The organism is Candidatus Marinimicrobia bacterium CG08_land_8_20_14_0_20_45_22, from assembly GCA_002774355.1.
Lineage (GTDB): Bacteria > Fidelibacterota > UBA2242 > UBA2242 > UBA2242 > 0-14-0-20-45-22.
This window is the reverse complement of the sequence record PEYN01000171.1, coordinates 1-26,546: the sequence shown is the minus strand read 5'-3', so window position 1 is coordinate 26,546 and position 26,546 is coordinate 1. Positions and strand designations below refer to the sequence as shown.

At 42.7% G+C, this 26,546-nt stretch carries 28 protein-coding genes and 2 tRNA genes; 1 reads left to right on the top strand and 29 read right to left on the bottom strand.

The genetic code is table 11. The features are described from left to right. The 14 genes from COT43_10030 to COT43_09965 form a co-directional block, all read right to left on the bottom strand. Window positions 1–108: NADH-quinone oxidoreductase subunit NuoI (locus COT43_10030; GenBank protein PIS27559.1), on the bottom strand; the 108-nt coding region annotated here is incomplete at its 3' end. A gap of 16 nt (window positions 109–124) precedes the next feature. Beyond that, a complete protein-coding gene (locus tag COT43_10025; GenBank protein PIS27558.1) occupies window positions 125–1,225 on the bottom strand; it encodes an NADH-quinone oxidoreductase subunit NuoD in 1,101 nt (366 codons plus the stop codon). Further along, on the bottom strand, window positions 1,222–1,743 hold the full coding sequence (locus COT43_10020; GenBank protein ID PIS27557.1) for an NADH-quinone oxidoreductase subunit C: 522 nt from the start codon (window positions 1,741–1,743) through the stop codon (window positions 1,222–1,224). The genes COT43_10025 and COT43_10020 overlap by 4 nt, the downstream gene beginning before the upstream one ends. A gap of 36 nt (window positions 1,744–1,779) precedes the next feature. Beyond that, on the bottom strand, window positions 1,780–2,334 hold the full coding sequence (locus COT43_10015; protein ID PIS27556.1) for an NADH-quinone oxidoreductase subunit B: 555 nt from the start codon (window positions 2,332–2,334) through the stop codon (window positions 1,780–1,782). 13 nt (window positions 2,335–2,347) lie between these two features. Beyond that, window positions 2,348–3,304, bottom strand: a complete 957-nt coding sequence (locus COT43_10010; protein PIS27555.1) for an NADH dehydrogenase subunit — start codon at window positions 3,302–3,304, stop codon at window positions 2,348–2,350. Beyond that, complete coding sequence (locus COT43_10005) at window positions 3,289–5,136, bottom strand: hypothetical protein (GenBank protein PIS27554.1); 1,848 nt, start codon at window positions 5,134–5,136, stop codon at window positions 3,289–3,291. The genes COT43_10010 and COT43_10005 overlap by 16 nt, the downstream gene beginning before the upstream one ends. Continuing rightward, complete coding sequence (locus COT43_10000) at window positions 5,133–6,617, bottom strand: hypothetical protein (protein ID PIS27553.1); 1,485 nt, start codon at window positions 6,615–6,617, stop codon at window positions 5,133–5,135. The genes COT43_10005 and COT43_10000 overlap by 4 nt, the downstream gene beginning before the upstream one ends. 54 nt (window positions 6,618–6,671) lie before the next feature. Further along, entirely contained in the window at window positions 6,672–7,031 is a 360-nt protein-coding gene (locus tag COT43_09995; GenBank protein PIS27552.1) for a cation:proton antiporter, read from the bottom strand. Beyond that, window positions 7,031–7,717 (bottom strand): cation:proton antiporter, encoded by a 687-nt coding sequence (locus COT43_09990; protein PIS27551.1) that lies wholly within the window; start codon window positions 7,715–7,717, stop codon window positions 7,031–7,033. The genes COT43_09995 and COT43_09990 overlap by 1 nt, the downstream gene beginning before the upstream one ends. Next, on the bottom strand, window positions 7,714–7,953 hold the full coding sequence (locus COT43_09985) for a hypothetical protein (GenBank protein ID PIS27550.1): 240 nt from the start codon (window positions 7,951–7,953) through the stop codon (window positions 7,714–7,716). The genes COT43_09990 and COT43_09985 overlap by 4 nt, the downstream gene beginning before the upstream one ends. Beyond that, a complete protein-coding gene (locus COT43_09980; protein PIS27549.1) occupies window positions 7,950–8,279 on the bottom strand; it encodes a cation:proton antiporter in 330 nt (109 codons plus the stop codon). The genes COT43_09985 and COT43_09980 overlap by 4 nt, the downstream gene beginning before the upstream one ends. Before the next feature lies 1 nt (window position 8,280). Next, the gene (locus tag COT43_09975; protein PIS27548.1) at window positions 8,281–8,541 is read right to left on the bottom strand and encodes a cation:proton antiporter; all 261 of its coding nucleotides are present in this window, start codon (window positions 8,539–8,541) and stop codon (window positions 8,281–8,283) included. Then, entirely contained in the window at window positions 8,538–9,053 is a 516-nt protein-coding gene (locus tag COT43_09970) for a Na+/H+ antiporter subunit E (protein PIS27547.1), read from the bottom strand. The genes COT43_09975 and COT43_09970 overlap by 4 nt, the downstream gene beginning before the upstream one ends. An 80-nt stretch (window positions 9,054–9,133) precedes the next feature. Next, window positions 9,134–9,787 carry a redox-sensing transcriptional repressor Rex gene (locus COT43_09965; protein PIS27546.1) on the bottom strand — a complete coding sequence of 218 codons (654 nt, stop codon included), beginning with the start codon at window positions 9,785–9,787 and terminating at the stop codon, window positions 9,134–9,136. A gap of 159 nt (window positions 9,788–9,946) precedes the next feature. Between COT43_09965 and COT43_09960 the strand changes: the two genes are divergently transcribed. Next, complete coding sequence (locus COT43_09960) at window positions 9,947–10,336, top strand: hypothetical protein (protein PIS27545.1); 390 nt, start codon at window positions 9,947–9,949, stop codon at window positions 10,334–10,336. Between the two features lie 88 nt (window positions 10,337–10,424). Here the strand turns inward: COT43_09960 and COT43_09955 are convergent, their stop codons facing one another. The 15 genes from COT43_09955 to COT43_09885 all read right to left on the bottom strand — a co-directional run. Then, window positions 10,425–10,649 (bottom strand): hypothetical protein, encoded by a 225-nt coding sequence (locus COT43_09955; protein ID PIS27544.1) that lies wholly within the window; start codon window positions 10,647–10,649, stop codon window positions 10,425–10,427. A gap of 32 nt (window positions 10,650–10,681) precedes the next feature. Beyond that, window positions 10,682–10,769, bottom strand: a tRNA-Leu gene (locus tag COT43_09950). Continuing rightward, window positions 10,770–10,846 (bottom strand) — tRNA-Cys (locus tag COT43_09945). 128 nt (window positions 10,847–10,974) lie between these two features. Beyond that, complete coding sequence (locus COT43_09940; protein PIS27543.1) at window positions 10,975–12,900, bottom strand: molecular chaperone DnaK; 1,926 nt, start codon at window positions 12,898–12,900, stop codon at window positions 10,975–10,977. A 166-nt stretch (window positions 12,901–13,066) separates the two neighbouring features. Continuing rightward, window positions 13,067–15,520 (bottom strand): Clp protease ClpC, encoded by a 2,454-nt coding sequence (locus COT43_09935; protein ID PIS27542.1) that lies wholly within the window; start codon window positions 15,518–15,520, stop codon window positions 13,067–13,069. A gap of 65 nt (window positions 15,521–15,585) precedes the next feature. Beyond that, window positions 15,586–16,260: a lipoprotein-releasing system ATP-binding protein LolD gene (locus COT43_09930; protein ID PIS27560.1), complete on the bottom strand. Its 675-nt coding sequence runs from the start codon at window positions 16,258–16,260 to the stop codon at window positions 15,586–15,588. Between the two features lie 7 nt (window positions 16,261–16,267). After that, window positions 16,268–17,491 carry a hypothetical protein gene (locus tag COT43_09925; GenBank protein ID PIS27541.1) on the bottom strand — a complete coding sequence of 408 codons (1,224 nt, stop codon included), beginning with the start codon at window positions 17,489–17,491 and terminating at the stop codon, window positions 16,268–16,270. Continuing rightward, window positions 17,484–18,704 carry a hypothetical protein gene (locus tag COT43_09920; GenBank protein PIS27540.1) on the bottom strand — a complete coding sequence of 407 codons (1,221 nt, stop codon included), beginning with the start codon at window positions 18,702–18,704 and terminating at the stop codon, window positions 17,484–17,486. Before COT43_09920 ends, COT43_09925 begins: the two co-directional genes overlap by 8 nt. 9 nt (window positions 18,705–18,713) lie before the next feature. Then, window positions 18,714–20,213 carry a lysine--tRNA ligase gene (gene lysS / locus COT43_09915; GenBank protein ID PIS27539.1) on the bottom strand — a complete coding sequence of 500 codons (1,500 nt, stop codon included), beginning with the start codon at window positions 20,211–20,213 and terminating at the stop codon, window positions 18,714–18,716. Continuing rightward, on the bottom strand, window positions 20,206–21,279 hold the full coding sequence (locus COT43_09910) for a peptide chain release factor 2 (protein ID PIS27538.1): 1,074 nt from the start codon (window positions 21,277–21,279) through the stop codon (window positions 20,206–20,208). Before COT43_09910 ends, lysS begins: the two co-directional genes overlap by 8 nt. A 150-nt stretch (window positions 21,280–21,429) precedes the next feature. Beyond that, window positions 21,430–21,897, bottom strand: a complete 468-nt coding sequence (locus tag COT43_09905; GenBank protein ID PIS27537.1) for an AsnC family transcriptional regulator — start codon at window positions 21,895–21,897, stop codon at window positions 21,430–21,432. Between the two features lie 33 nt (window positions 21,898–21,930). Beyond that, on the bottom strand, window positions 21,931–22,452 hold the full coding sequence (locus COT43_09900; protein ID PIS27536.1) for a hypothetical protein: 522 nt from the start codon (window positions 22,450–22,452) through the stop codon (window positions 21,931–21,933). A gap of 9 nt (window positions 22,453–22,461) precedes the next feature. Further along, window positions 22,462–23,226, bottom strand: a complete 765-nt coding sequence (locus COT43_09895; protein PIS27535.1) for a hypothetical protein — start codon at window positions 23,224–23,226, stop codon at window positions 22,462–22,464. Then, window positions 23,223–24,245: a hypothetical protein gene (locus COT43_09890; protein PIS27534.1), complete on the bottom strand. Its 1,023-nt coding sequence runs from the start codon at window positions 24,243–24,245 to the stop codon at window positions 23,223–23,225. The genes COT43_09895 and COT43_09890 overlap by 4 nt, the downstream gene beginning before the upstream one ends. Next, window positions 24,229–26,546, bottom strand: a 2,318-nt coding sequence (locus COT43_09885) for a hypothetical protein (protein PIS27533.1), incomplete at its 5' end; no start/stop codon positions are given. The genes COT43_09890 and COT43_09885, both read right to left, overlap by 17 nt.

The following is a 26,546-nucleotide window of genomic DNA, read 5'->3' as shown; positions in this document are numbered from 1 at the left end:
GTAACGGTCGGCAATTTCCTTTGTTTCAAAAGGGTATTTTATGGTCTGCGGTTTCTCGAATAAGTATTTTATTGCTTTGAATGGATTTAAATAACTTGTTTTTGACATTTTATTACCTACACTTTTATCGATCAATTTCTGGAGGAACGACGTACAAACTGATCATAATATTGCCCACATCGGAAATGCTCTCACCCACCAGCGCTTTTTCCAAAACCGTTAGTCCGTGATTATAAGAAGGCGTATTAAAGTGAGCCCGATAAGGCTTGCCGCCACCATCACTTACCAAATATAGTCCCAGTTCGCCGCGGGAGGATTCACATCTTACATAGGTTTCGCCTTTTGGAACATTCCACTTGAATGGATTTGGCGTTTTTGTATAGACTTCGCCTTCTTTGGGCATTTTTTCAATTAACTTAAAGATCAGATGAACGCTTTCAATCATATCATCTCTAATGGCTAAGAGCCGGGCATAAGCGTCACCGCCGGTTTGAGTTGGAATATCAAACTCGACCTGGTCATAGGCATCGTAGGGCTCAATTTTTCGGATGTCATATTGCATTCCGTTCGCTTTTAGCGTGTGTCCTACGGCTCCCATGCGCTTGGCATCTTCAAGGGTGACGGTTCCGATTCCCGCCGCCCTTTTTTTAAATAAGGCATTTTCAAAAAAAATCTGGTTATAATCTGGAACTTTGGAACCGATTTTATGTAAAGTTTCTACTAATCTGTCGGTAAAGCCTTCGGGGAAATCCCGTCTAACACCACCGGGACGAAGATAAATGTGGTACACTCTCGCACCGGTTAGTTCTTCAAACCGATCAAGCAAGAGGTCGCGGTGATACATTGCCCAGTTTGCTACGGTGTCGAAGCCGAGCATGTTGGCATAAGCCCAAAGTCCAAAGAGATGCGATCCGACCCGCGCCATCTCACAGTAAATACTTCTGAGGAATTTCCCTCTTTCCGGCACTTCAATTCCGGCTAACTTTTCGACGCCCATGGAGTAAATCAATTCCATGTGATCCGGTTCGACGACATTTATTCTGCAAACCAGCGGAAAATTTTGCATCCAGGTTCTTTGCTCCATCAGCTTTTCAAAGCCACGATGCAAATATCCCGGATTAGCGCTCGCTTCTAATATTCTATCGCCTTCCACCTTCAGGGTAATGCTGAAATTGCCCACCATTCCAAGATGTTGCGGCCCGAAATATAACTCAAGTTCTCTCATTTTCTTCCTTTTTTTCTCTCTTCTATAGAAGGAATTTGTCCAAAAGTACGGTCGACATATTCAAGTAAATTGAAGTCTTTTCTGAAGGGAGGAATCACATAATCCCGCTCAAGCATTAATGGCGTTAACCTGGGATGCCCTTCAAAATGTATCCCGAACATTTCGTGTATTTCCCGCTCGTAAGGCTCGGCGTTTTCAAAAATGTCTATAATTGTAATGAATTTCGCTTCTTTTCGGGAAATCCTTGTCTTGATGACGATATTGATCTTATCGTTTTCCTGATAATGTTCAATCTCTTTCAGATAAGGGCAGAGGATATAAACCAATTCAAATTCATGATCATCAATCCAGTCGTTGCAAGAAACCAGGGCTAAATGGTTATAACCCATTTTTTTCAAGTAGATTAAAATCGCCAAGACGGCTTCCTTTTGGGTGTTGATAATCATTCTGTTTTCTTTGAGAATATTGATCTCAATATTTGCAAAATTTGATACAAGTTTTTTCTTTAATTCTTCCATATTCGCAAGATCCTTTTCAAGACTATTTCCAAACGGTCATGATTTATTATATTCGAATAACGGAGGCCAGCCCAAATCGTCAAAAAGTTGCTCTTGATTAGCGCGATAGAATTGATAATCTTCTCGGTATCTTCTATATCCGTCGGCTTTATCCGTATCGATTAATTTCCACAGATGAGTTATGCCGATAAAGATTGCTTCCGGGCGGGGCATACATCCCGCGATATAGCCATCTATGGGAATAAATTTATCTAAATGTTTGATAGTATTATAAGAATCATAGTACATGCCGCCATTAATCGGACAGGAACCGAATGCCACCGTGTATTTTGGTTCCGGCATCTGTTCATAAGTTCTGATAATCGCTTTCAGTGTTTTTGTCGAGACGTAGCCGGTGATTAAGAATAAATTAGCCTGCCGTGGAGTGGCGACGGGGATAATGCCAAAACGTTCGGCGTCCCAGCGTGTAGTGATGGACGGCGGTATCTCGATAATTCCACACCCGGTGCAAAAATATACCACATGAAAGGAATATTTGTTGGCCATCTTGCCGGGATTTTTAAGCCATTTGCCTATCTGATTTCTATCCATGTTTACCCTATCATTATTGCTTATTAATCAAAACTACGATGACAAGCCCAATCAAGGCTACCAAAGTTGGCCACTTCCACAAATATTGCATTGCCTGTTCAATCCTGAAACGCGGAAATACGGCATGAATGAAAAGCCCCAGGATCAGGACGACTAACATTTTTAGTAGAAAGATGACTATTCCAAGAATTGTAGCCCAGACCGTTCCGGCAATCGGATTCAATAATCCAAATAAAGTCCCGCCTCCGAGGAAAATATCCACAAAAAGAGCCAGTCCAACGAACAAATGCAAAGCATGCTGGAGAGTATAGAATGCCAGATGTTTACCGCCAAATTCGGCTATAGGTCCTGAAGAGATTTCCTGAGATGCATTAACCACTTCAAAAGGTCTTATTCCCAGAATAGCGGGAAGTATTAAAAAATAGGCAATTCCAGGCAGAACCAAAGCCCATGAACTCAAAGACCAGCCCATGCTCGCCTGGATTTTGACAATATCTACGAGTGAAATCGTATCGTAATGTGTCATTACCGTCAGAAGAACTAAAAGAAGCGGAACTTCGTATGCAAGAGAAAGCAGAAATTTCCTAGAAATTCCGATACTTGAATTAGGATTCGCCGCCGCCCCGGAACTTAGCGCTATCCCTAAGGGATCTAACAAGATAAGATAGATAAAGGCAATTAATCCGCCTGAGGTTAAAAAACACAATTCTCCGATTGGCAGAAATAAGATTAGAATAAAAGAACCGGTTAAGGATAATATTATTCCAAAATCGAACATTTTCCCGTGACTGATACTCATTTGACTGAAAGAGCGAATGACATCAATGAATGGCTGGATAACCGGTGGTCCGTAGCGCCAATGAATTCTAGCCGTTATTTTCCTTGATATTCCCAGGAAAAACAGACCGGTTATTAGAGCTAATAACGGTAAAATTAATACCATAATTACGTTCATTAAAATACACCCCATTTTAATTGAATTGATATGAGGAACGCTAAAAACAGGATAATATACATTACATAATTACCAACATATCCTGTATAAATTCGTCTGACGCCGTCACAGATATTTTGAGTCCATTCTGCCAATTTCAGATAAAACACATCAACAAAATCCTTGAGATACGGACGGATCATCTTTTCCAGAGGTCGATAAAAAGCAACCGTATAGTTATATTTTTCCTTCGGTATTGCTGCACCAGCTGCATAATTATCGTATTGGTCGACCCTAATCGCTTTGCGAGCTCCTTTAAAAATCAGCCAAACCACTGCTCCGACTGCAAGTATTGCAATAAAAATATTTATCGTATTCAGTGTTTCAATTCCCCCCAATGAAACACTCAGTGGCTCAAATCCCAAATAAATTCCAATAACGTTAATCATTTTCAAAGCTATTCCCGGTAGGATTCCCAATAAAATGACCATAACCGTCAATACTATTATTGGTAACTGCATTGTAAAAGGGACTTCTTTGACATCTTTGTATTCCTCAGGTAGTTGTCCCAAAAATATGTTGTGGATAAATTTGTATCCGTATAATATCGTCCCCCAGGTTCCAAGAAATGCAGCGAAGGCCAGAAATGGGTGCTGATTTAGTATCAATGCTTTATATATCAGCCACTTGGAAACGAAACCATTTGTCAATGGAGTCCCTATTAAGCCTAAGATTCCCACCAATCCACCGATAAAAGTAATCGGCATTTTTTTACTTAATCCACCCAGAGAATTTAAATCCCTTATCCCCCCGGTACGATATTCAATCGCACCCGCTACAAAGAAAAGTAATCCGATGTATATACAGTGATTTAAAATATGGAAAGTCCCACCCGCCATGCCCAGTGCTGTTGCTGAAGCAACTCCTAAAATCATATAACCACCCTGTCCTACGGTACTCCAGGCAAGAATTCTTTTAGAATCATTCTGTAAAAGAGCGGTTAGTGCTGCAAATACGATTGTGATGGCGCCAATCCAGCAAAATATACCGTTAAAACTTATAAAACCTATCGATAACTTATTCAGAATATTCACTCCCAATATCATATACATAAACAGATAGAGTCCATACATTCCTTTTCTTACTAAGACCGCTGAGAGGATTGAAGAAAATGGAGATACGGCTTCTGCATGAGCATCCGGCAACCATGTATGGGCAGGCCAGAAAGCATTAATAATTGTAAAAGATATCGAAAACAGAATCAGGATAAAAAGAATGTAATTAATAGAAGCCCCTTGTATCTGAACCGCTAGGGCACTTATCTCAACTGTTCCAAAATGAGTATATAAACTGATAATCCCCACAAGCATTGCCAGTGATCCGATAATGGACATAATGATATATTTTATTCCGGCATACATTGCCTTATTTCCACCCTTATAACTAATCAATAGATAGGTACTCCAGCTCATCATTTCCCAAAATATAAAAAATGATATTAAATCGCCGCAAAGTACAGTCCCTAGCATACTAGCATTAATAAACAATGTTGTAAAATAATAGTAATCCAACTTATCTTCGTTTTCAATATATTTTATCGAGTAGATTACCGAAAGCAAACCAATACCGACGATTGTTATACCAAAAAACCAGGAGATCATATTCATTCTTAGTACAAATTCTAAACCCAGAAAACCGAAAGGAAGAGATTTCTCAATATTTTGACCATAAAAAAGCGAGGTTAATATCACCAGCGCCAAGGCATTTAGTACGGCAATCCAATTCCTGAGTTTAGGAGATATTTTCCCTGCAAAATATGTGAGGAATGCCCCGCCGAAAGCGACTATTATTAATAATTCTAAGCTCATCCTAGTATACTCCTTATATACTCCACTTTATCAAGCAGTTCTGAAGCAGCCGGGTCTAAGATTTTCATTATTAAATTCGGACACATTCCGATAAGTATTATCAACCCTGCGAGAATAAACATTGGAATTAAAGCGGTAACAGGAGAGTCATCCTTTTTTTCAATTTTCCTGGTTCCTTTAAAATACATTATCTGAATTAATTTGAAAAAATAACCGCCCTCTATAACGGTTCCAAATAATACAATACCAATCAATAACAGAAAAAGTAGCCCGCCTTTGTCAAGCGCTGCGCGAATAATCATAAATTTACTTGCGAAACCGATAAACGGCGGCAATCCAACAATAGAAAATGCACCAATTGTAAAAAATAGAGTGGTAAGCGGCATTTTCTTACCGATTCCTTCCAAGGAAGAAATCTCCATCGAACCAGTTCTGTAAATCATATAACCTACCGATAAAAATAACAGTGCCTTCCCAAAGGTATGACTGACCATCTGATAAAGCCCACCCGTCACTCCGAATTGGGAATTCAAAGAAAAAGCAAAAAGTATCAGACCGATTTGCCCGATGCTGGAGAAAGCCAGCATCCTTTTAACATTACTTTGACTAAAGGCGCTCATTTCTCCTACTAAAACAGTCAAAACGCCTAAGAATACCAAAAACATAAAAAAGTTGGAAATATTGAATATTGTAAAAAGAACCCGGATGATAGCATAAAGTCCTACTTCAATGGCAATTCCCGAAAGAATCGCACTGATAGAGGAAGGCGCGGAGGAATGCGCGTCAGGCAACCAGGCGTTCAACGGAAATATCGCCGCTTCAACCCCCAATCCTGTTACCATGAACGCCAAAGGTATGAATACGGATTGACCGGAAGATAAAGCGATGTGCCTGGCTAAGTCTGCCATGTTCAAGGTCCCGAACATGCCATAAAGCAATCCGATCCCGATTAAAAAAAGGCTGGAGCCGATTGATCCCTGAATGAGGTATTTCACAGCCGATTCGATTCCCGCCCGATTGCCTGTATATGCCACCAATGCATAAGAGGAAATGCACAGGATTTCAAAAAATACGAAAAGATTAAAAATATCTCCCGTAAGTACGGCGCCTGTGGCTCCGGTTATTAATAGCATGAACAAAATATGATAATTTTGCTGAGGGCCTTCCTTAATGTATTTCAAGGCGTATATCGCCACCAATAATCCCGTAAGGGCAATTAATGTGGCAAACAGCATCCCAACCGGACCAGCGACGAGAGTAATTCCAAAAGGCGGGATAAATCCACCCGCTTTCACAATGATTGGTTGCTTCAGCGCCTGCGGCAAGATCGTCAACGCTATGACGAAATTGAAGAACAAGCCTATAACTGGCAACCATTTGGCTATTTTTTCAGAAATAAGCCCTAACAAAGGTATTAAAAAAGCAAGCGCTAATGGCGTTACTATTAAGAGAACCGGACTAAAATTCATTATCTCACTCATTTGGTAATATCCTATTTACAATGGTCATTTTTACCCCTGATGAAAAATTAGCTTTTACCATTTTTGTTCTTTTATTTTTTGCAGATTGAGTGTTCCGAAATGTTTGTATAGGCTGATTGCCAGGGATAAGGCAAGCCCCATAACGGCCAGCCCGATCACAATCGCGGTGAGTACGAGCGCCTGAGGGATTGGATCTACCATGCTTTCGGCTCTTATGGTTGGATCTGAAAAAATCGGGGCAGTTCCGTTATGAACATAGCCAATTGAAATAAGAAACAAGTTGATGCCTGTCTCAAGAATACTTAATCCTATGATTACTTTGATGTAATTGTGCTTTATAGCCATGATAAAGAAACCGATGAACATGAGACCAAACGCTCCGATATAATAGATGTAGTTATGTAAGAAATTCATCAACTCTCCTCCATTAACAAGTCTATGATTTTACTCAATTCCGAGCCCACTTTGAATCCAATGGCGATATAGATTATTGGGATAATGCCAGCGCTCATCAATGTATTAAATTTACCCAATGGCAAAAAATTATATAGAAAATAACCAGTGCCAATGGCTAAACCAACTAATCCAACGACAATAAATGTCAATCCGCCGATAGAGTCGAATAACACACTTCCGGTTTCATTGATTCTCTTTTCATTATGACAGCCAAGATACATCAGAACGAATGCCGAAGCGATAACAGCGCCGCCCTGAAATCCTCCTCCGGGAGTTAGGTGTCCGTGAAGGAATATATAAGCGCCAAATAACAAAATAAGCGGAAACAAAAATTTGCATCCCGTAGAAAGAATCAGACTGGCTTTCACTGTTTTTCGGTCTTCTTTTCTTTTAACCGTTGCGAGTACGGTGCCCAATCCAATTGTGGCAAGAAACAGGACTGTTACTTCTCCAAGTGTATCAAAACCCCGATAACTGATCACTACCGAAGTAACAATATTGGCGGCTCCGGTTTGCTCTTTCCCGTTATTGATGTAATAATCAGCTATTTCTGTTCTCGGTTTACCAAACGGTATTTTCTGTATCGGTATAAAAACACCCAGCGTGATTATCAATAGTAAGATTAATATGACTAATTTTCTCATTCTTCATACCTCTTTGTTCGTCTCAGCGCTATGACAAAAACCGTTGTGACAAGCGCGGCGCCGATGGAGGCCTCCGCCATGGCAACATCAGGAGCGTGCAGAAATAGAAAAAGTGTGGACGCAATCAGACTGACCATGCAGGAGGCAATTACCGCGTTGAGTAAATCATGGAAAAAATATGCGGCAATTGCTGCCGCCAGCATACACGCTATTAAAACAGTGATGATTATAGTCATGCTTCTTTCCTTTCCTCAAATTCTTTGGTTTGATCCACTACGCTTCGATCACATAACGGAACACCGCTTTTTCTTGAGGCTCTTGCGATAGCATGGCTCGATATGGGATTGGTAACTAAAACAAAAACAGCAATCAGAAGACATTTCCAGAACCACTCCGGCTGAAGAATGCCAATTCCAACAATAGTGAAAAACGTCCCAAAAGTGGTGCATTTTGTTCCCGCCTGTATCCGATTGTAAACATCGGGCAATCGCAAGATTCCAAAATTTCCAAGTACTAAAAATAGTACACCTATTCCCGTAGAGATAATTCCAACCAATTCCATCTTAAAATCCCTTTTCTAAGAATCTTGCAATCGCACACAGCCCTACAAAAGAAAGAAGGGCGTATACCAGAGAAACCTCAACATAAACGTAACGCTTGAAGATAAATGCCAGAATAACCAGTAAGGCTACAGTAGTTGTCGTAATCGCGTCAACAGCCACGGCGCGGTCTGAGGCAGTTGGGCCTTTCAACATTCGGATCAATCCCATCAAAACGCCCCCCATGATTAAACCTAAAAAGACAATAAATATTGAGTAATTCATGCAAATATCACCTTTAAGTATTTTTCAAATTTTCCACTAATTTTTTGGGTGGACTCCTCCTCTTCAGACGATCTGACGTAAATCCAGTGGATCAGCAGTTCGTTGCCTTTTATATCAAGCACAAACGTCCCTGGCGTCAGAGTAATAGAATTAGCAAGGATCATTTTTGCGAAATCCTGTTTCAATTCCGTTTTGATGATTACGATGCCCGGCTTGATCGGCATTTTGGGATGAAGCACTCGATACGCCACATCAAAATTAGCTTTTATAATTTCTATAAACAAAACGAGAATATAGATTATGAAATATATAAGTCGTTTTATTCCGAAGGGAGGAAGCCCGAGCTTTTGATAATTTTTAGTATATACTGTCGCGAGCACTAAGCTGATTAGAAGCCCTGTAATTAATTCTTCAGCGCTAAGAGTATTGGTCAATATAACCCATATGATTATTAGAAAACTAAAGAGATAAAGAAAATTTTTTATTTTCGTTAAAAAGGAATTTTCTGTCATCCTAAAATACTCCTGATATCAATTTTTATGACATTATTCGACTATAAAAGCCCTACTCATAAACTACAGCGATAAATGCATTACAAGTTATTGTGAGAGTAATAGATAAGCCTAGTTAATTCAGTGCTTAAGTCAATACATTTCACTTCAATATTTTTAGGCATATTAATTCGGCAGGGAGTGAAAGAGAGTATCGCATTGATTCCCTTGTCTGCCAATCTGTTGGCAATTTCACAGGTTACGGGAACGGGAGTCGCGAGGATACATATTTTAACATTTTCAGTTTGGACTATTTTCTCCATTTCCTTTATATCCTGGATGGTAATTCCGTTGATCGTTGTGCCTATTTTTTCTTTATCATTATCAAAAGCGGCAATAATTTTAATACCTTCAGAAGGAAAATTGGGATAAGACAGCAGGGCTCTGCCGATATTGCCCACGCCGATAAGGACGACTTTTTTAATTTTTTGGATTTTTAGAATTCCACGAATTGTCTTGAGAAGATCAACTACATTGTAACCGATACCGCGCTTGCCGAATTCACCGAAATAGGATAAATCTTTTCTGATTATTGAGGGATTTATGTTGCATAGTTCCGATAAGCGATTGGAGGACACGATCTTATATCCTTTTTCGGTAAGGCAGATCAATGCTCTTAAATATGGAAAGAGTCGGCTTATGGTCTCATCAGGTATTGGTCTTATTCTCAACTTCACTCCACATTGTGTTTGTATTCACATTCTTTTGAATATTACGAAACAAAAATATTTATGTCAAGATTTTTTTACTAACTTGTATAATTAATAAACTGCGGAGTATATTTAAAAAACAGGAGAAAGGAAATGGGAGACGGGAAACAGTAGAAAGGAACTAATTGACTTCCTGCCCTATTAATAACCGCTTCACCGCTTCCTTGCCTATTCCCATGTGTCGCACATCCTGTCTTTTCCTATTTTAATATCTTCTACCAAGGTTTAAACACTTTATCTTACAGTCTCGTACTAAATGTTGCAGAAGAAAATTATTCCCCTGTCTTTGAAGTATTTCCCAATCCCTTTAACACTACTACAACAATTAAATATGAATTACCTAAAGAATCCAAAGTGATCTTATCGGTATCTGATATGACTGGTCGCTTGGTAGAGGCGCTGGTGAATCGAACACAGGTAGCAGGATATTATTCATTTCAATGGGATGCAAATCATTATAGTTCAGGAATCTATTTCTATTGTATTCAAGTAGATGGATTTCAGCGAGTTAAGAAGTGCCTGCTAATTAAGTAATCTGAGTGGGACTTAGTTTTCTCCCAAAAACTGGTCCATTTTAAGAGTCAGTAATAGGATTAACTTAGCAAAAGAAAGCGGAATGAATCTAATGACTTTGGCTTTTCCGCGTTGCCTGGCGGTGGATATTCCGATCAAACCGGACATCGATTCCGGGAGTATTCAGACACTTTTTGATTGTTTCATTTTCATTGCCTGAAACTAAGCCAAAGTGTCCGAATAGTGTCGGAATTTCCACCAAAGACCAGAATTCCCGCCAGATGCGGGGCGAACCGGTACGAACCCAAATAAAAGAGACTTTGCGAAAAGTCATGGGATCACCATGAATAATACGTTTGATTAATATTGTGCCGAAGACCGGACTTGAACCGGTACGTCCCAATGGAACGAGGGATTTTAAGTCCCTTGCGTCTACCAATTCCGCCACTTCGGCTGGTAGAGGCGACGACCGGAGTCGAACCGGTGCATAACGATTTTGCAGACCGCTCCCTTAGCCACTTGGGTACGTCGCCGGTTATAAAAAAGCATCTGAAAATAAAGAAATTCTCTATAAAAATCAAAACAATTCCAATGATACCGGAAATAAAAAAGAGTGTGACATTTGTCGCACTCTTTTTTCAGAAATTTATCGTGTTTGATTATTTCTTATCGTCCACGACCTCGAAGTCAGCGTCTTCGATATTATCATCTTTCTTTTCGCCTGTTGGCTCCTGTTTGGGAGGTTCTTCCGTTGGACCGCTCTCATTCGGAGGAGGCGTCTGCGTCTTGACGCGTTCATACATCTTTGTGGAAACTTCATTCCAGACACGATTCAGGTTCTCGATGCCTTCTTTCGTAGCCTTTACATCGGAGCCGCTCTGAACTTTCTTCAACTGTTCCAGTTCGGTGTTAATACGTCCTTTTTCATCAGGTTCGAGTTTATCTCCATATTCTTTCATATTTTTTTCGGTTTGATAAACGAGCGCGTCGGCCTGATTTCGCGTATCGATTTCCTCCTTCCGTTTCTTGTCTTCTTCTTCGTGAAGTTTAGCGTCATGCACCATGCGTTCCTTTTCGTCATCAGTTAAACCGCTTGAAGTTTGAATCCGAACACTCTGTTCTTTACCAGTTGCTTTGTCTTTTGCAGAAACGTTCAATATTCCATTGGCATCAATATCAAATGTCACTTCGATTTGAGGAATGCCGCGTGGGGCGGGAGCGACGCCATCCAGATGAAATCGTCCGATGCTCTTATTATCGTTTGCCATCGAACGTTCGCCCTGAAGCACATGAATTTCGACGGTCGTCTGATTATCGGCGGCAGTCGAAAAGATTTCACTCTTTCGGGTAGGAATCGTCGTGTTTCTTTCAATGAGTCGTGTCGCAACGCCACCGAGTGTTTCGATGCCAAGAGATAGCGGTGTAACATCCAGTAACAGTATATCATGAACTTCACCGCCGAGGACACCGCCTTGAATAGCCGCGCCTACGGCAACGACTTCGTCGGGATTGACGCTTCTGTTAGGTTCTTTTCCGAATAATTCTTTGACTAATTGCTGAACCTTTGGAATACGCGTACTCCCGCCGACGAGAATCACTTCATTGATGTCGGATTGTTTTAGATTTGCATCCTGCAATGCTAGTTCGCAGGGGCGTCTGGTTTTTTCGATGAGATCGTCAACCAGAGACTCAAATTTGGCTCGTGTAATTTTTTCCATCATGTGGATCGGACCCGCGGCGCCTGCCGTAATGTAAGGCAGGTTGATTTCAGTTTCCTGATTCGAAGACAATTCAATTTTCGCTTTTTCAGCGGCTTCTTTGAGCCTTTGCATGGCCATCGGATCTTTTTTTAAATCAATGCTCTCTTTGCGTTTGAACTCGTCGATGAGCCATTCGATGACACGTTGATCGAAATCATCGCCGCCAAGATGGGTATCGCCGTTGGTGGATTTTACTTCAAAAACGCCGTCTCCGATTTCCAAAATGGAAATGTCGAACGTTCCGCCGCCGAGATCATATACGGCAATTTTTTCGTCTTTTTTCTTATCGAGGCCGTAAGCCAATGCCGCGGCTGTCGGTTCATTGATGATTCGTTTGACATCAAGGCCGGCGATTTTTCCGGCGTCTTTCGTAGCCTGACGTTGAGAATCGTTGAAGTAGGCTGGGACGGTGATGACGGCTTCGGTGATTTTTTCGCCGAGTTTTTCTTCCGCAGTTTGTTTCATTTTTTGAAGAATCATCGCACTGATTTCTGGCGGAGAATAATCATGTCCGGCAATATTGACACGCGCGTCGCCGCTGGAACCCTCGATGACTTTAAACGGAACTTCCTCGCGTTCCCGTGTCACTTCTCTGAAAAGTCTTCCCATAAACCGTTTGATTGAATAAATGGCGCGATCGTGATTTGTCACGACTTGCCGCTTGGCAGTATCGCCAACTACTCGTTCGCCGTCCTTTTTAAAAACTACGACAGAAGGTGTAGTAGTTTTGCCCTCTGAATTTTCCAGCACGCGCGGTTTGCCGCCTTCCATAACGGCAACACATGAATTGGTTGTGCCGAGGTCGATTCCAATAATTTTTCCCATTTTATTTCTCCTTCGATAGTTCAACTCTCGTTATTTTTTTATCGATTTTCAAATGTCGGATACACGTGGACAATTCCTGTGCCAGAAAATTCAACGGTCACATCGGCAAGAAAAATGAAATCTTACCCCTCGCAAAATTTAAAATCGGCAATATTGTCCGAGTAGATTAATTATTTGAAGGGGGCACGTAAACTCTCTCATTCAACTCTTTCTGTAAGAAAGTGATTTTTTGATTTTCTGCGCTGATGTAGATTGGTGCATTCTTTGTCAATTTACCCTGCAACATCTGCTCAGCTATGGGATCTTCTATCAATGATTGAATTGCCCGTCTCAGCGGTCTGGCGCCGAATTCCGGTTTAAATCCGTTTTCAAGAATAACATCCTTGGCAAGATCATCGAAAATGAGCGTCGTGTTACTCGTCTTGAGATGATCCGTGATCGATCTTAACTGGATGTCGATGATCTGTAAAATATCTTCGCGAGAGAGTGGGCGAAAGACGATCGGATCGTCGATCCTGTTTAAAAATTCCGGATTAAAAGTTTTACTCGTTTCATCTAAAAGACGTTTTTTGATAGATTCGTATTCCGTTTCGAGATTTTCTTTCGAGAATCCGAATGTGGCGTTTTTTATATGCCGTGAGCCTATGTTTGAAGTCATGATGATAATCGTATTCTTGAAATCCACGCGTCTGCCGTAGCTGTCTGTTAAAACGCCGTCGTCGAAGATTTGAAGAAGAATGTTGAAAATGTCACGATGCGCTTTTTCGATTTCGTCAAAGAGGACGACAGAATAAGGTTGTCGGCGTATTTTTTCCGTCAATTCGCCGCCTTCTTCATAGCCGACATAACCGGGAGGAGCGCCGATGAGTCGCGAAACGGCGAATTTTTCCATGTATTCAGACATGTCGATCTTGATCAGCGCATTTGGGCTGTCAAAAACGTATTCTGCGATTATTTTGGCGAGTTCGGTCTTACCGACGCCAGTTGGTCCTAAAAAAAGGAATGAGCCAATAGGACGTTTGGGATCTTTTAATCCGGCACGCGCCCGTCGGATGGCGCTGGAAATTGTCTGAATCGCTTTATCCTGACCGATAATATGTTTTTTTAGTTCCTCTTCCATAACCAATAATTTTTTGTTTTCCGATTCTGCAATCCTATTGACAGGAATGCCTGTCATCATGGCAACGACATCGGCAACATCGTCTTCGGTTACGACAATTCGTTCTTTATCCTGAATGGCTTCCCACTTTTCCTGTGCTTTTTTCAATGAGTCTTTGATTTTTCGTTCATGATCGCGCAGTTCGGCGGCTTTTTCAAAATTTTGATCCCGAATAACTTGCTCTTTTAGATGCGTGATGTCATCCACTTTCTCCTCTAATACGACGATTTCTTCAGGAATGTTGACATCGTGCAAATGCACTCTTGAACCGGCTTCATCCATCACATCGATCGCTTTATCTGGTAGATATTTATCGGTAATATACCGATCGCTGAGTTCTACGGCGATCCAGAGAGCCTTATCGTCATACTTGACCTTATGATGCTCTTCGTATTTTGTGCGGAGTCCTTTTAGAATGTCGAGAGACTCCTCCCGCGAAGGCGGATTGATGATAATCTTCTGAAATCTTCGCTCGAGCGCGCCATCTTTTTCAATGAATTTGCGGTATTCGTCGAGAGTAGTTGCGCCAATACAGTGAAGGTCTCCGCGCGCTAATGCCGGTTTGAACATATTGGAAGCGTCTAACGAACCGGAAGCACTTCCAGCGCCGACGAGTGTGTGTAATTCATCGATGAATAATATCACATTGTCCGCGTGTTCCAGTTCATCCATGATCGTTTTAATTCGTTCTTCAAACTGACCACGATATTTTGTTCCCGCGACGATGGAGGCGAGATCAAGGTCAATAATTCGTTTATTTTGGAGGAGACGCGGTACTTTTTTAGCGATGACGCGAAGGGCCAAACCTTCAGCAATCGCGGTTTTGCCTACGCCCGGTTCGCCGATCAGGACTGGATTGTTTTTCTTCCGGCGCGATAGAATCTGGGCGACGCGTTCGATCTCTTTATCTCGTCCGATAACCGGATCTAATTCTCCTTTTCGTGCTTTTTCGGTGATGTCACGTGAAAAATGATCAAGCGCCGGCGTTTTGATAGACTTTTTTTCGGCGCGTGTCGATTTGGATTTATCGGTCAGCGGATTGGTTAATTCGTTTTTGAAATTATAGTAATCAATGCCATAAGATGAAAGCGTGTGTCCGGCAGAACCTTCCTGTTCTTTGAGCAAGGAAAGGAAAAGATGTTCATCGCCGATGACGTCTGAGCCGACATTTTGCGCTTCCGTGTAGGCGTTTCTCAGGACATTTTCAGCCTGTTTCGTCAGTGGAAGTCTTCCAACCATCATCGTGCCGCCGTTAGCCTGTGTGGCTTCTTCGACAGACCTGATCAATTCGTCGATTTCAATGTCCATGCTCATGAGAATTTCGACGGTGGTGCTTTGTTCGAGTTTGAGAATGGCTAAAAGAAGATGCTCACTGCCGATATAGTTATGGTCAAGCCGAATCGCTTCTTCGCGAGCGAGTCGGACAACCTGCTGGATTTTCTTCGAAAAATTTTCTTTCATTTCAAACGTTACTCTACTTTCCTATTGAAATATAAATCGGTTCTGGCGCTAAATCAACGAAACTTTCATGAACTGACGGAGATGTTCTTCTGAAGATGGATGATCCGGTGCGATTTTTTGGCGATCTCTGCGTTATGAGTGGCGATGATAAACGTTGTTCCGTACTTCCGGTTGAGGTCGATAATCAGGTCAATAAGCATCGAACTGTTTTCGGCGTCGAGATTACCGGACGGCTCATCAGCGAGGACGACCTTCGGATTGTTGATGAGCGCTCGGGCGATGGCGACGCGTTGTCTTTCGCCGCCTGAAAGAGCGGACGGACGATGCTGAACCCTGTCCTGAAGTCCGACACGGCTTAAAATCTCACGGGCGAGTTCTTCGGCCTTTTGCGGGTTGTTATGGTAAACCATGTTTGGGATCATGACATTTTCCAAAGCGGTAAATTCCGGCAGAAGATGATGGAATTGGAAAACGAATCCGATGGAACCGTTCCGGAAACGTGCGATGTCCGGATCAGACAACTGAAATGGTGATTTTCCCTGAAAAAGAATCTCGCCGGAATCCGGTTTGTCGAGCGTTCCGATGAGATTCAATAACGTCGATTTCCCGATTCCGGATGGACCCATTACCGCTACGACTTCGCCTTCTTCCACAGTAAAGGAAAGGTCTTTCAGGACACAGACTTCGTTACCGTCATTGTGAAACGATTTTGAAACGTGAAGAACGTCGAGTAAAGGAATTTCATTTTCATTTTTCATATTGAATAGCCTCCACAGGCAATAGTTTGCCGATCTGACGAATTGGGTAAAGGGTTCCAATGAAAATTAATAAAATACCCGCCAGCGCAATTGCGACGATGTCGATCCAGTGAACTTCCATCGGCAAGTACGGAATAAAATAAACCGACGGAAGCGGAATGAACCGGTAAAATTGCTGGATCAGACACAGTGCGAGCGAAAAGGTCAAGCCGATCGCCAGACCGATGCTACCGATTAACATTCCGAGCCTCAGAAAAATTCCACGGATCAATTTTTGATTCAGACCGAGCGCCTGAAGCATGCCGATTTCGCGGATTTTTTCCATGACTAACATGACAAGCGAACTGGTGAGATTAAATATTGCGACGAGAATAATGAAACTTAGAGCAATAAAACTACCGTATTTTTCCAGTTTCATTGCACCGAAAAGTGTTTGGTGTTGCGCTTCCCATGTGGAAACATAGCGCGTCGATCCGAATTCGTTTTGCAATTTCTTACTGATTTCATTGATGTTTTGATAGTTGTCGAAGCGGATGTCGATTCCGGAGTAAAGTCCGGGCATGTCGAATATATTCTGTCCTTCGCCAATCTCGATGAATGCCAGATTATCGTCATAATCGAACAGATCAAGTTTAAAAACGCCCGTCAATACGAATTGTCCAACGATAGGAACGTCGAACATACCGCTCATCGATAGAGGATTGATGACAGACACGGTGTCGCCAAGATAAAGTCCCAATTGGTCGGCGAGCCTGAATCCGAGGAGAATTCCCGGAAGTCTCGAAATGGGAGAAATGAACGAATTGTCGCCGCGCTGAGTGGCATTTGCTTTTGGGACAAGACGCGTCAGTGCGAGCGAATCGATGGCTTTGATCCGTACGACTGCTTCGGCGCCGTTTGTCGATAGAACGGATTTTTTATTGATGAATGGACTGATGTCGCGAATTTTTTCATTTTTCAATACCGTCTGAATGAGAGAAATATCTTCGTGGGTCAGATCGTTTCCGGTGATACGGAGGTGCGATTCGACGTCGATCACTCGCCGCGTGATTTCAGATTCGAATCCGTTCAAAACGCTTAGCGTTACGAGCAGAGCAAACGCGCCGATTCCGATGCCGACTACTGAAACCCAGGAAGTAAAAGATATCCAGCCGGTTCGTTTTTTGGAACGAAAATAACGATAAGCGATCCATGTCAGGAGATTCTTATTCATATCGGGTCGTCTCACTGGGTGAAAGGGATACGGCTTTGATTGTGGGATAAATTGTCGCGAGTGTCGAACAAATCATCGAAAATATTCCGATAATGAGGAAGTTTTTCCAATCCAGTAAAACTGGCAATTCGCTCATGAAATAGACGTCTTTAGGAATAGAAATCAGTGAAAATCGGATTTGTAGCCACGCAATGCCGAGCGCCAGTAAAAAACCAAGGAGCGTTCCCGCCAGTCCGATCAAAACGCCTTCGATTAGGAAAATGTGGGTAACTTGCTTTCGATTGACGCCAACGGCCATTAAAATTCCGATGTCATGCGTTTTTTCAATGACGATCATCATCAGCGAACTGACGACATTGACGATTGCTACGAGCGCGATCAATCCGAAAATGAGCAAAATCGGTATGCGCTGGACTTTCAGCCAATTGAACAGGTTTAAGTGAAGATTAATCCAACTGAGCGCATGATATGGATAGCCGAGCTGTTGATTGATCTGTGCGGCGACAATTTCAGCCTGATTTGGGTCATCGAGAAGAATTTGATAGCCGGTAAGCCGGTCGCCTAAATCGAAAAGCCGCTGGGCGGCAGAAAGACTCGTATAAACAAAGATATCGTCGTAATCAGCGATTCCGGATTCATAAATGCCAGTAATGGTAAAAACGCCGATTTTCGGCCTGTTTACCGAATTATTTTCAGGATGAAGTACGAACAAAAAGACCTTATCGCCGACATTTGCTTCGAGTGTTTGCGAAAGTTTTCTTCCAATGACAATTCCGTCCGAACCGTCGCTTGTTTGAAATTGTAAAACGCCTTCTTTGACGAAGCGATTGATGTCAAGTGTTTTGGATAGTTCGGATTCTTCGATTCCTTCCAAAATGACGCCATCCGTCTCGTTGCCGCGGCGGATGATAACGTTGGAATGAACATACGGGGCAACCGATCGGACGGATTTGAACTTCTCAATCTCGCTTTTAACGGAATTTTCGGGATTGATGGAATCCTCATAAAAAAGTCGAACCCGGATGTGTGCGTCGAAACTAATTAATTTGGTTTTGATCTCCCTTTCAAAACCATTCAGGATCGAAATTGTGAGAATCAAAGCGGCAACGCCAACGGCGAGTCCGATGATCGAGATAATACTGATAAAGGAAACGTATCCGATTTTATGATGACTGAACAAGTGCCGTTTGGCGATAAAATAGGGGAGAGACATCTGTACGGCTTATGTTCGCATTTGCGGAAATAGAATAACGTCTTTAATCGAGCGCTGATTTGTGAAAAGCATGACAACGCGATCGATTCCGATTCCGACGCCGCCGGTTGGCGGCATACCGTATTCCATCCCGATAACGAAATCTTCATCCATCGACTGCGCTTCTTCATCGCCCAGTTCTCTAAGTCGGCTTTGATTTTCCAGGCGTTCACGTTGATCAATTGGGTCATTCAATTCGCTAAAGGCGTTGGAAAATTCCTGCCCGGCGATGAAAAGTTCGAACCGCTCGACGATTTCGGACGAGCCGTCGCGTTTGGATTTAGCAAGAGGCGAGATTACTTTTGGATAATCCGTGACGAATGTCGGCTGGACGAGATCGCCTTCGACAAATTCGTCGAATAGAAGTTCAATGAATTTTCCTTGAGTGTAATTTGGCTTGACGGCGATTCCTTTTTCGACGCAGAGCGCACGCAGTTCCGATTCCGTGAATTTGCTGATGTCTTTTCCGATTGCAGATTCTAACAAATCGAACATTTTTGCCCGACGGAACGGCATCGAAAAATCAATAACCGCTTCGCCGAAGGGAACTTGGTAAGTTCCGATCTTTTCGCAAATGAACTTGAGATAGGCTTCCACAAAATCCATCAGATAATTGTAATCGACATAAGTCTGATAAAATTCCAGTAAAGTGAATTCTGGGTTGTGGTTGCGATCAACGCCTTCGTTGCGGAAATTTTTCCCGATTTCGTAAACTTTTTCAAAGCCGCCGATGATAAGTCGTTTTAAGTATAACTCATCGGCAATTCTTAGATAAAAATCTCGGTCAAGCGCGTTATAAAATGTCTTGAACGGGCGGGCGTTCGCGCCGCCATAAATCGGCTGGAGTACGGGCGTATCAACTTCCAGAAATCCATTCGAGTTCAGAAAATCGCGCGTCCATTGAACGATTCGGCTTCGATTGCGAAAAACCTCTTTGACCTGCGGATTGACAATCAAATCCAGATAACGCTGACGGTAGCGCTGTTCCTTATCGGTGAATGCGTCAAAAATTGTCCCGTCTTTTTCTTTAACGATCGGAATCGGGCGGAGATTTTTCGCCAGAATGGAAAGTTTTTCGGAGACGACGGTGATTTCACCGGTGTGCGTCTTGAAAACTTTTCCATTGACACCGATGATATCACCAATGTCTAAAAGGTTGTATAATTTCCATCCAGTTTCGCCCAATGTATCGGCTTTGAAATAGACCTGAATTCGTCCCGATTCATCCTGAATATGGCAAAAACTCGCTTTTCCCATTTTACGGATTGCCATAACGCGGCCGGCGATTGCGACGTTGGTTTTTTCAAAAAGTTCGTCGAAGCGAGAAATGATCTCAGCAGTCGTATGGGTTTTGTCAAATTCATAGGCGAACGGTTGGATATTTAGTTCGCGGATTTTGTCCAATTTTTCACGCCGAATAGCAAGAATCTCAGCGAGTGATTTGCCGGTAGTCGGATCGGGATTATTCAACTGTTTGTTTCTCCTTTTGGGTGTTCATAACGAGAAATTGGTGAAGGAATTCGTCGATGTCGCCGTCCATTACTGCCTGAATGTTGCCTGTTTCATGTTTCGTACGATGGTCTTTCACGAGTGTATAAGGCTGGAAAACATAGGAACGGATTTGATTTCCCCAGGAAATATCTTTTTTAGTTTTTTCAATTTCTGATCGCTCTTTGTCGCGTTCCTCTTTGTAATGCTGGTAAAGTCGTGCACGTAGGATTTTCATCGCTCCGGCTTTGTTTTTGAATTGGCTTCGTTCGTTCTGACATTGAACGACAATTCCGGTCGGAACGTGCGTGATTCGGATCGCGGAATCGGTTTTGTTGACGTGTTGTCCACCAGCACCACTTGCGCGGAAAGTATCGATTTTCAAGTCGTCCGGATTGATATCGAATTCGATATCGTCATCGATTTCTGGATAAACGAATACCGATGCGAAAGAAGTATGGCGACGATGATTGGCGTCGAAAGGCGAAATGCGGACGAGCCGGTGGATTCCCGCTTCAGATTTAAGATAACCGTATGCGAATTCGCCTTTTACTTCCATTGCAACGTCTTTGATGCCGGCGCCTTCACCTTCTAAGAAATCGATGATCTTGGATTCTCGCCCGGAGCGTTCAATCCAGCGCTGATACATGCGAAGCAACATTTGAGCCCAGTCCTGTGACTCCGTTCCGCCAGCGCCCGGATGAATGGTTAGAATGGCGTTTTTAGCATCATCCTCGCCGCTTAAGAGTGTTTGAAGTTCGGCATTATCCAAACGATGCTTCAAATCCGCGATCATTTGGCTGACTTCCGGAAGGATTGATTCATCATTTTCTTCCTTAGTTAGATCGATCAATTCAACGATTTCATTGAAAATTGACTCCAGCGATCGATAGGATTGGATGGAAGTTTCAAGGACTCGGATTTGCTGAAGAGTCGATTGCGCTTTTTCCTGATCGTTCCAAAAATTAGGATCAACAGTCAGAACCCTAAGCGAGTCGGCGAGTTTTATTTTTTCGTCAACGTCAAAGAAACCTCCGCAGTTCGGCAAGTTTCGGTTCGATGGCGGTAATTTCGGATTTTAATTCAATAAACATTACTCAACCTATCTTTCGCACGAAGGCGAAATTAAAAAATTAAAAACCCATACAAGATCCGGAGACTAGCAGAGACAAAACGGCTCTGCCAAACTTCGCGAAATTTATTTTTTAATTAATGAATCAGCCGGTTGAAGCGCTGAATGATCCTTATAACTTGACAAAACGATATAAGTTCTGGTTTGTAAAACGCCAGGCCAAGATTGAATTCTGGATAACAATTTTTCTAATGTGGAAGTATTATCGGTTTGTATTTTAAGAAGATGTGAACCTTCACCGGTAATAGAGTGACATTCAATGATGTCGCTGGTATCTCTGCTTCTTTTGACGAACTCGTCATAATTATTCGATGGGGAAGTCATAGCGAAAACAAAGGCTGTGACGTCTTTGCCAATGGCTAAATTATTAACCTTGGCGTGATAACCGGCGATGATGCCCTTCTTTTCGAGTTTTCTCATTCTTTCGCTCACTGCTGGGATTGTTAAACCGACCATCTCGGCAATGCGATTTCTTTGAATTCGACCCTCTTTTTGGAGGATGTTCAAGATTTGAACATCAATTGAATCGATCATTTTGTAACTCCTATTTATTATTTTTTAAAAAAATTATTTTCTTGCGATAGATGTATAGTACAGAATCATTGAGTAAATCGAGAATAAACTCATAAACTGTTGTGTCCACGAGAGAGATGTTAGGATATACTGCGTTGGTTTGACCGGCACGACGATTGTGTCGTTTGGTTTGATTTCCGGAATGAGTTTCGAGTCGCCATTCTTGAGGAAATCGGCAACATCTACAGTCATAACTCTGCCTGCTCCTTCGGCCGACGAGGTGTGAATGATTTTAATACGGGAAAGTTTGGCGCGTGTCGTCGGTCCGCCTGCCGAGGACAGAAGTTCGATCAGGTCCGTTCCGATTGGAATGTCATAAAGTCCCGGTTTGACGACTTCGCCCCAAATCTTGACGGTCATTAGCAGAGCGTCGGTTCCCGGGCTGAAAATATATCGAGAGGTGCTTGATCTGTCCGTATTCCGTATATTCGGTGTAATGACTGTTTTAGCGGGCTCTTGTGCGAATGCAGTTGAAGCCAATATAAAGCAAATTGCGATTGTACTAAATTTTTTCATGAAAACTCCTTAGGGTTTAATCGAAAAATAACCCCACTGCGATTCTGACCCGGATATGTCTCTATCCGATGGGTCAACCAGATAAATAGCATCGACGCGCCACCGATAACTTGTACCGGCTGTCAACTCATGTTCGCTCGCGGTGTTGTTATTATCAAAAAGCATACTCTGAAAAGTATCAGCGTAATTTGTTTTATTAAAACGATAAATCCAAATAACTTCTAATGGAGAAAGCTTTTCAACTCGAATTATATATTGGTAAGAGAATGAGGTGAAATCATGCCATTCAAACCGGGGACGTTTTTCGGTAATCGCGATTAACGGATAGTTCAGGTCGGTCTTTTGGATGAGTCCATACCGGATCGTATCGGACGGTTCGCTTTTATTTCCTGCCTGATCGACAGCAAGCAGGTAGTAGTAATAAATTTTGTTTAATTCAACGGAGTCGTCGATATAGATCGTATCACCGCCGAACGTCGAGAATGCATCCACATCTGCCAGAAGCGAAAACTTGGCGCTGGCATTATTTTCGGCTCGATAAATTTTATAAGCGGAAATGTCGTCATCCGAATTGGGATGCCATTCCAAAAAGATATAGTCGTCGATTGGATCGGCGTCGATGCCATGTTCGATCGAATCTTCAGGAGCGGACTTTTCAACCCATTGCGGTCTGGAGGGCGGAGTCGGATCCTCCAGAGAATCTCCGCAACCGTCGAGGATAAAAACGGAAATGAGAATGAGCGACAAGACGATTTCTAATATTTTGCGTATCAAAATTGAACAGATCCTCCAATTTGATGACTCGCGCCGAGTGCGTGGTTTTGAAACGCATAATCGATGGCGATTCGTTTTTTCATCCAGTTGGAATTTAATCCCAGACCGACGGAAATGCCAGTTTTCTGGAATCCTGCTCGAAAGTTTACACAATCTTTCAAAACAAATTCGGCGCCATAGCGGAAAGAATCATCGTAAATGAAAGACTTTTCCGCGCCAAGATTGATTAAAAGATGATAAGGCGTAATCGGTTGTTCAAGTGCAAAGGATAAAATCGGTCGCGCTTTGATGACATCCTGACGTTTGGTATTCCAGTAAATCGTCGTCTTTGTCAAATTTTGAACAGCCAGTCCGACTGAAAGTTTGCCAAGTCCTTTGAGGTCGAAAATATCTTCTCCGTTTGCCCGAATCCTTCCGCCGATATCGATTCCCATTCCGAACGCCTCGACGTTATATAATTTTTTGTGGATGATCTTGATGTTGATTCCCATCGGAAATTCAGCCCAAAATTTGTAATAACGCCAGCCGAGATCGATCTCCTTCGATCTGAATTTTCCATAGCTGATAAAGAATGCGTCCTCACAATCCTGAAAGGTTTTAAATGGAGATTGAGCAAGTAGTAAGATCGAATCGCGGCGATCTTCCTGATTGGTGACCAGCCGAAGAATGTCGGGTCGTAGCGGTATGTCATCTACTCCGTAGCGAATCCAGCTAAATACAAGCGACGACGACTTTGAGACCGGCATTGCGGTGCCGATATAGTGATAATTTGCCAGCCCGAATGGAGAAGTGTACATGGCTCCGATTTGTGGTTTTTTGATATAAGCAATTCCAGCAGGATTGATCGCGAACGAGGTCAGACTGTTATCGAATGCGCCAGTCGCATTGGCCAAAGCGGAAATTCTGGGACTTACGCCGAATTCCAGAAATGCATCAGCGTACTCACCGGCGATTAGGCTGGAGGAGATGATGAAAAATACGAACAATGTCAGTCGCAACGTTTCATCTTGTCTTGGCAATTTTCCCGGTTGATTTAACTGTCTTTTTACTTGTCTTTGCGACGATTTGATAAAAATATACGCCGTTTGCGACGAAATTTCCGTCTTTATCCAGACCATCCCACGTCACTTCATGATAACCGCCTTCGCTCATTTCGGAACCGGAACTGAAAACTGTTGCTTCTTCCAACACTTTTATTAAGCGTCCGGACGGTGAGTAGATGTTGATTTTCAAAGTATTTACCGGTTGGGTCAATTCGTAGATAAATGTCGTTCGGTCTTTGAAAGGATTTGGATAATTGCCGTAATCGAATATTTTAAGTTCGTCGCTGACGATGAAAGAAACCGTTTCCATCGCGACATTTTTTGCCGCGTCGTACAACATGACTTCAAGCGTATGTTCGCCAGTCGTTAATGTCGGACGGAATTGCGCTGAAACATAGTTGCCGTTGATCACCGAATCCGGTACGCTCAGATTTTCGTATGGAACCGGGTTTCCGTCGAGTTTAACAAATAATCCTTCCCGAAGAAATTGAACGCCATTATCATCTTCGCCGATGATCGAAATATTCGGTTTTTTGGAGACGTATGAGTTCTGAAAAAAACGCTGACCTTCTATATTCAACTCGATTTGTGGCGTTCGAGAATCGGAACACTTAATCAGACTAAATTTTCCGGGAATTAACGACTTGGCATAAATCGTTCCGTTTTGAGCTGTGGATTCTTCTTTAATCCAAATTTTTAGGTGCGGATTCCAGCGTCCGATTGAAAGTGTTTGATCTTGAAAGTCGATTGACCGGTTGGGCTTGATCCCGATAAATGCCTGAACTGTCGAATCCGAATTGACAAGGCGAACATTCAATCCAAATCGAGTATTTTCTGTGGAAGCAGAAATCAGGGAAAAATCTGGCTGATTTACGACGCTGACCGTCGTATCGATGTCCATCCAAAGCGATTGTGTATCTTGAACGGCAGACGGTGCGGCCGACAGAGTAAATATATCGCCGATCGAAATTGTATCCGTTCGGATGCCTTCCAGACTGGTTCCGAGTGTTGGTAAAATTGTAAAATTTTTAACTAAAAACGAATCGACGATCGTATTGTTTGATTCGTTCGATTCGAGGATTTCGTTTGCCGGATCGACGGAGATTTTAAATGTCGAGACACGATTTCCGAGATAGCAGGGGAAATGCACCTGATTGATGCGATTCGGTAATAATATCGTCGTTATATCACCCAACGAGAATTCAGTTCCGGCTGGAAGAAGCCGATTAGTGTGAACGGTTGTCCTCAATGTATCGTTGCTATTATTTTGAATCGAAATCAGAAGTTCGGGAAATCGACCGGCGCTTTGCTCAATTTTCGCCGGATAGATATCGGGTTTTCTGCGAATTTGAAACGTAAAAATAGGACTCGAAATGCGTTGACCGGATGTGTTGCTTGATATGAAGCGGCAGGCGATCAGTTTACCCGGAACACCGATTCGAATTGGCTCTGTTGTCTGCCATTGCGTTGTTGACGAAGCGACGGGCGCCATCGAAATAGTAACTATCTTATCGAGATTCTGGAAACTCAAAACATGCTCGATCCCGTTTTCATCCAGATATTCGGAGGCGCTTGTGGTATCGATTTCGCACGTTAATGACTGAATATTGGGAATATCGACGCCGATCTGAATGTAGACATTTTCATTTGAACGCGGCGATTTCGGCTGAATTTCCATTCCATAAAAGGCGAGCCCGCTGATGCTGAACGACGTCGCGCCGTGTCCATCCGAATCTTTTTTGGCATTCCGGACATAATAACTCAAAAATGCATTGCCGGGTGAAATTGTTTCCGGAAGTTGCATCGAATAAGAAATTGAGCCATTTGAGAAGGGTGTGACGAGCGGTTTGGACAGGATTTTGTACTTACTGGAATCGTACAATTGGAAGTAAATCTCGCCCGACGAAAAGGGAAGCGTACCTGAAATGATAATTACATCGCCTGGCTTTGGATTTTCTTTATCGATTGTTAATGCGACGGTTTCTTCGGGAAACGGGATTTGCACCGTTGGATCGCCGATCAAATTATACGTGTAAACCAGCGACGATTTGAGGTAATCGAAGTAATCCATTTCCGCGACATAGCGAGTTTTGGCGCTAAGGATTGCTTTACCGACAGACATTCCCGGCGTAAAAATGGCGTCGTAAAATGGTTTGTCGAGTAAATAATCGTTTTTGATCCAACCGACACTCGATGATCCCCAAAGCCCGATGGCGCCGCCATTTTCGGCAAGTAACATTCTTTCGCCCAATCCGGTTATCGTTGTAAAATCGCCGG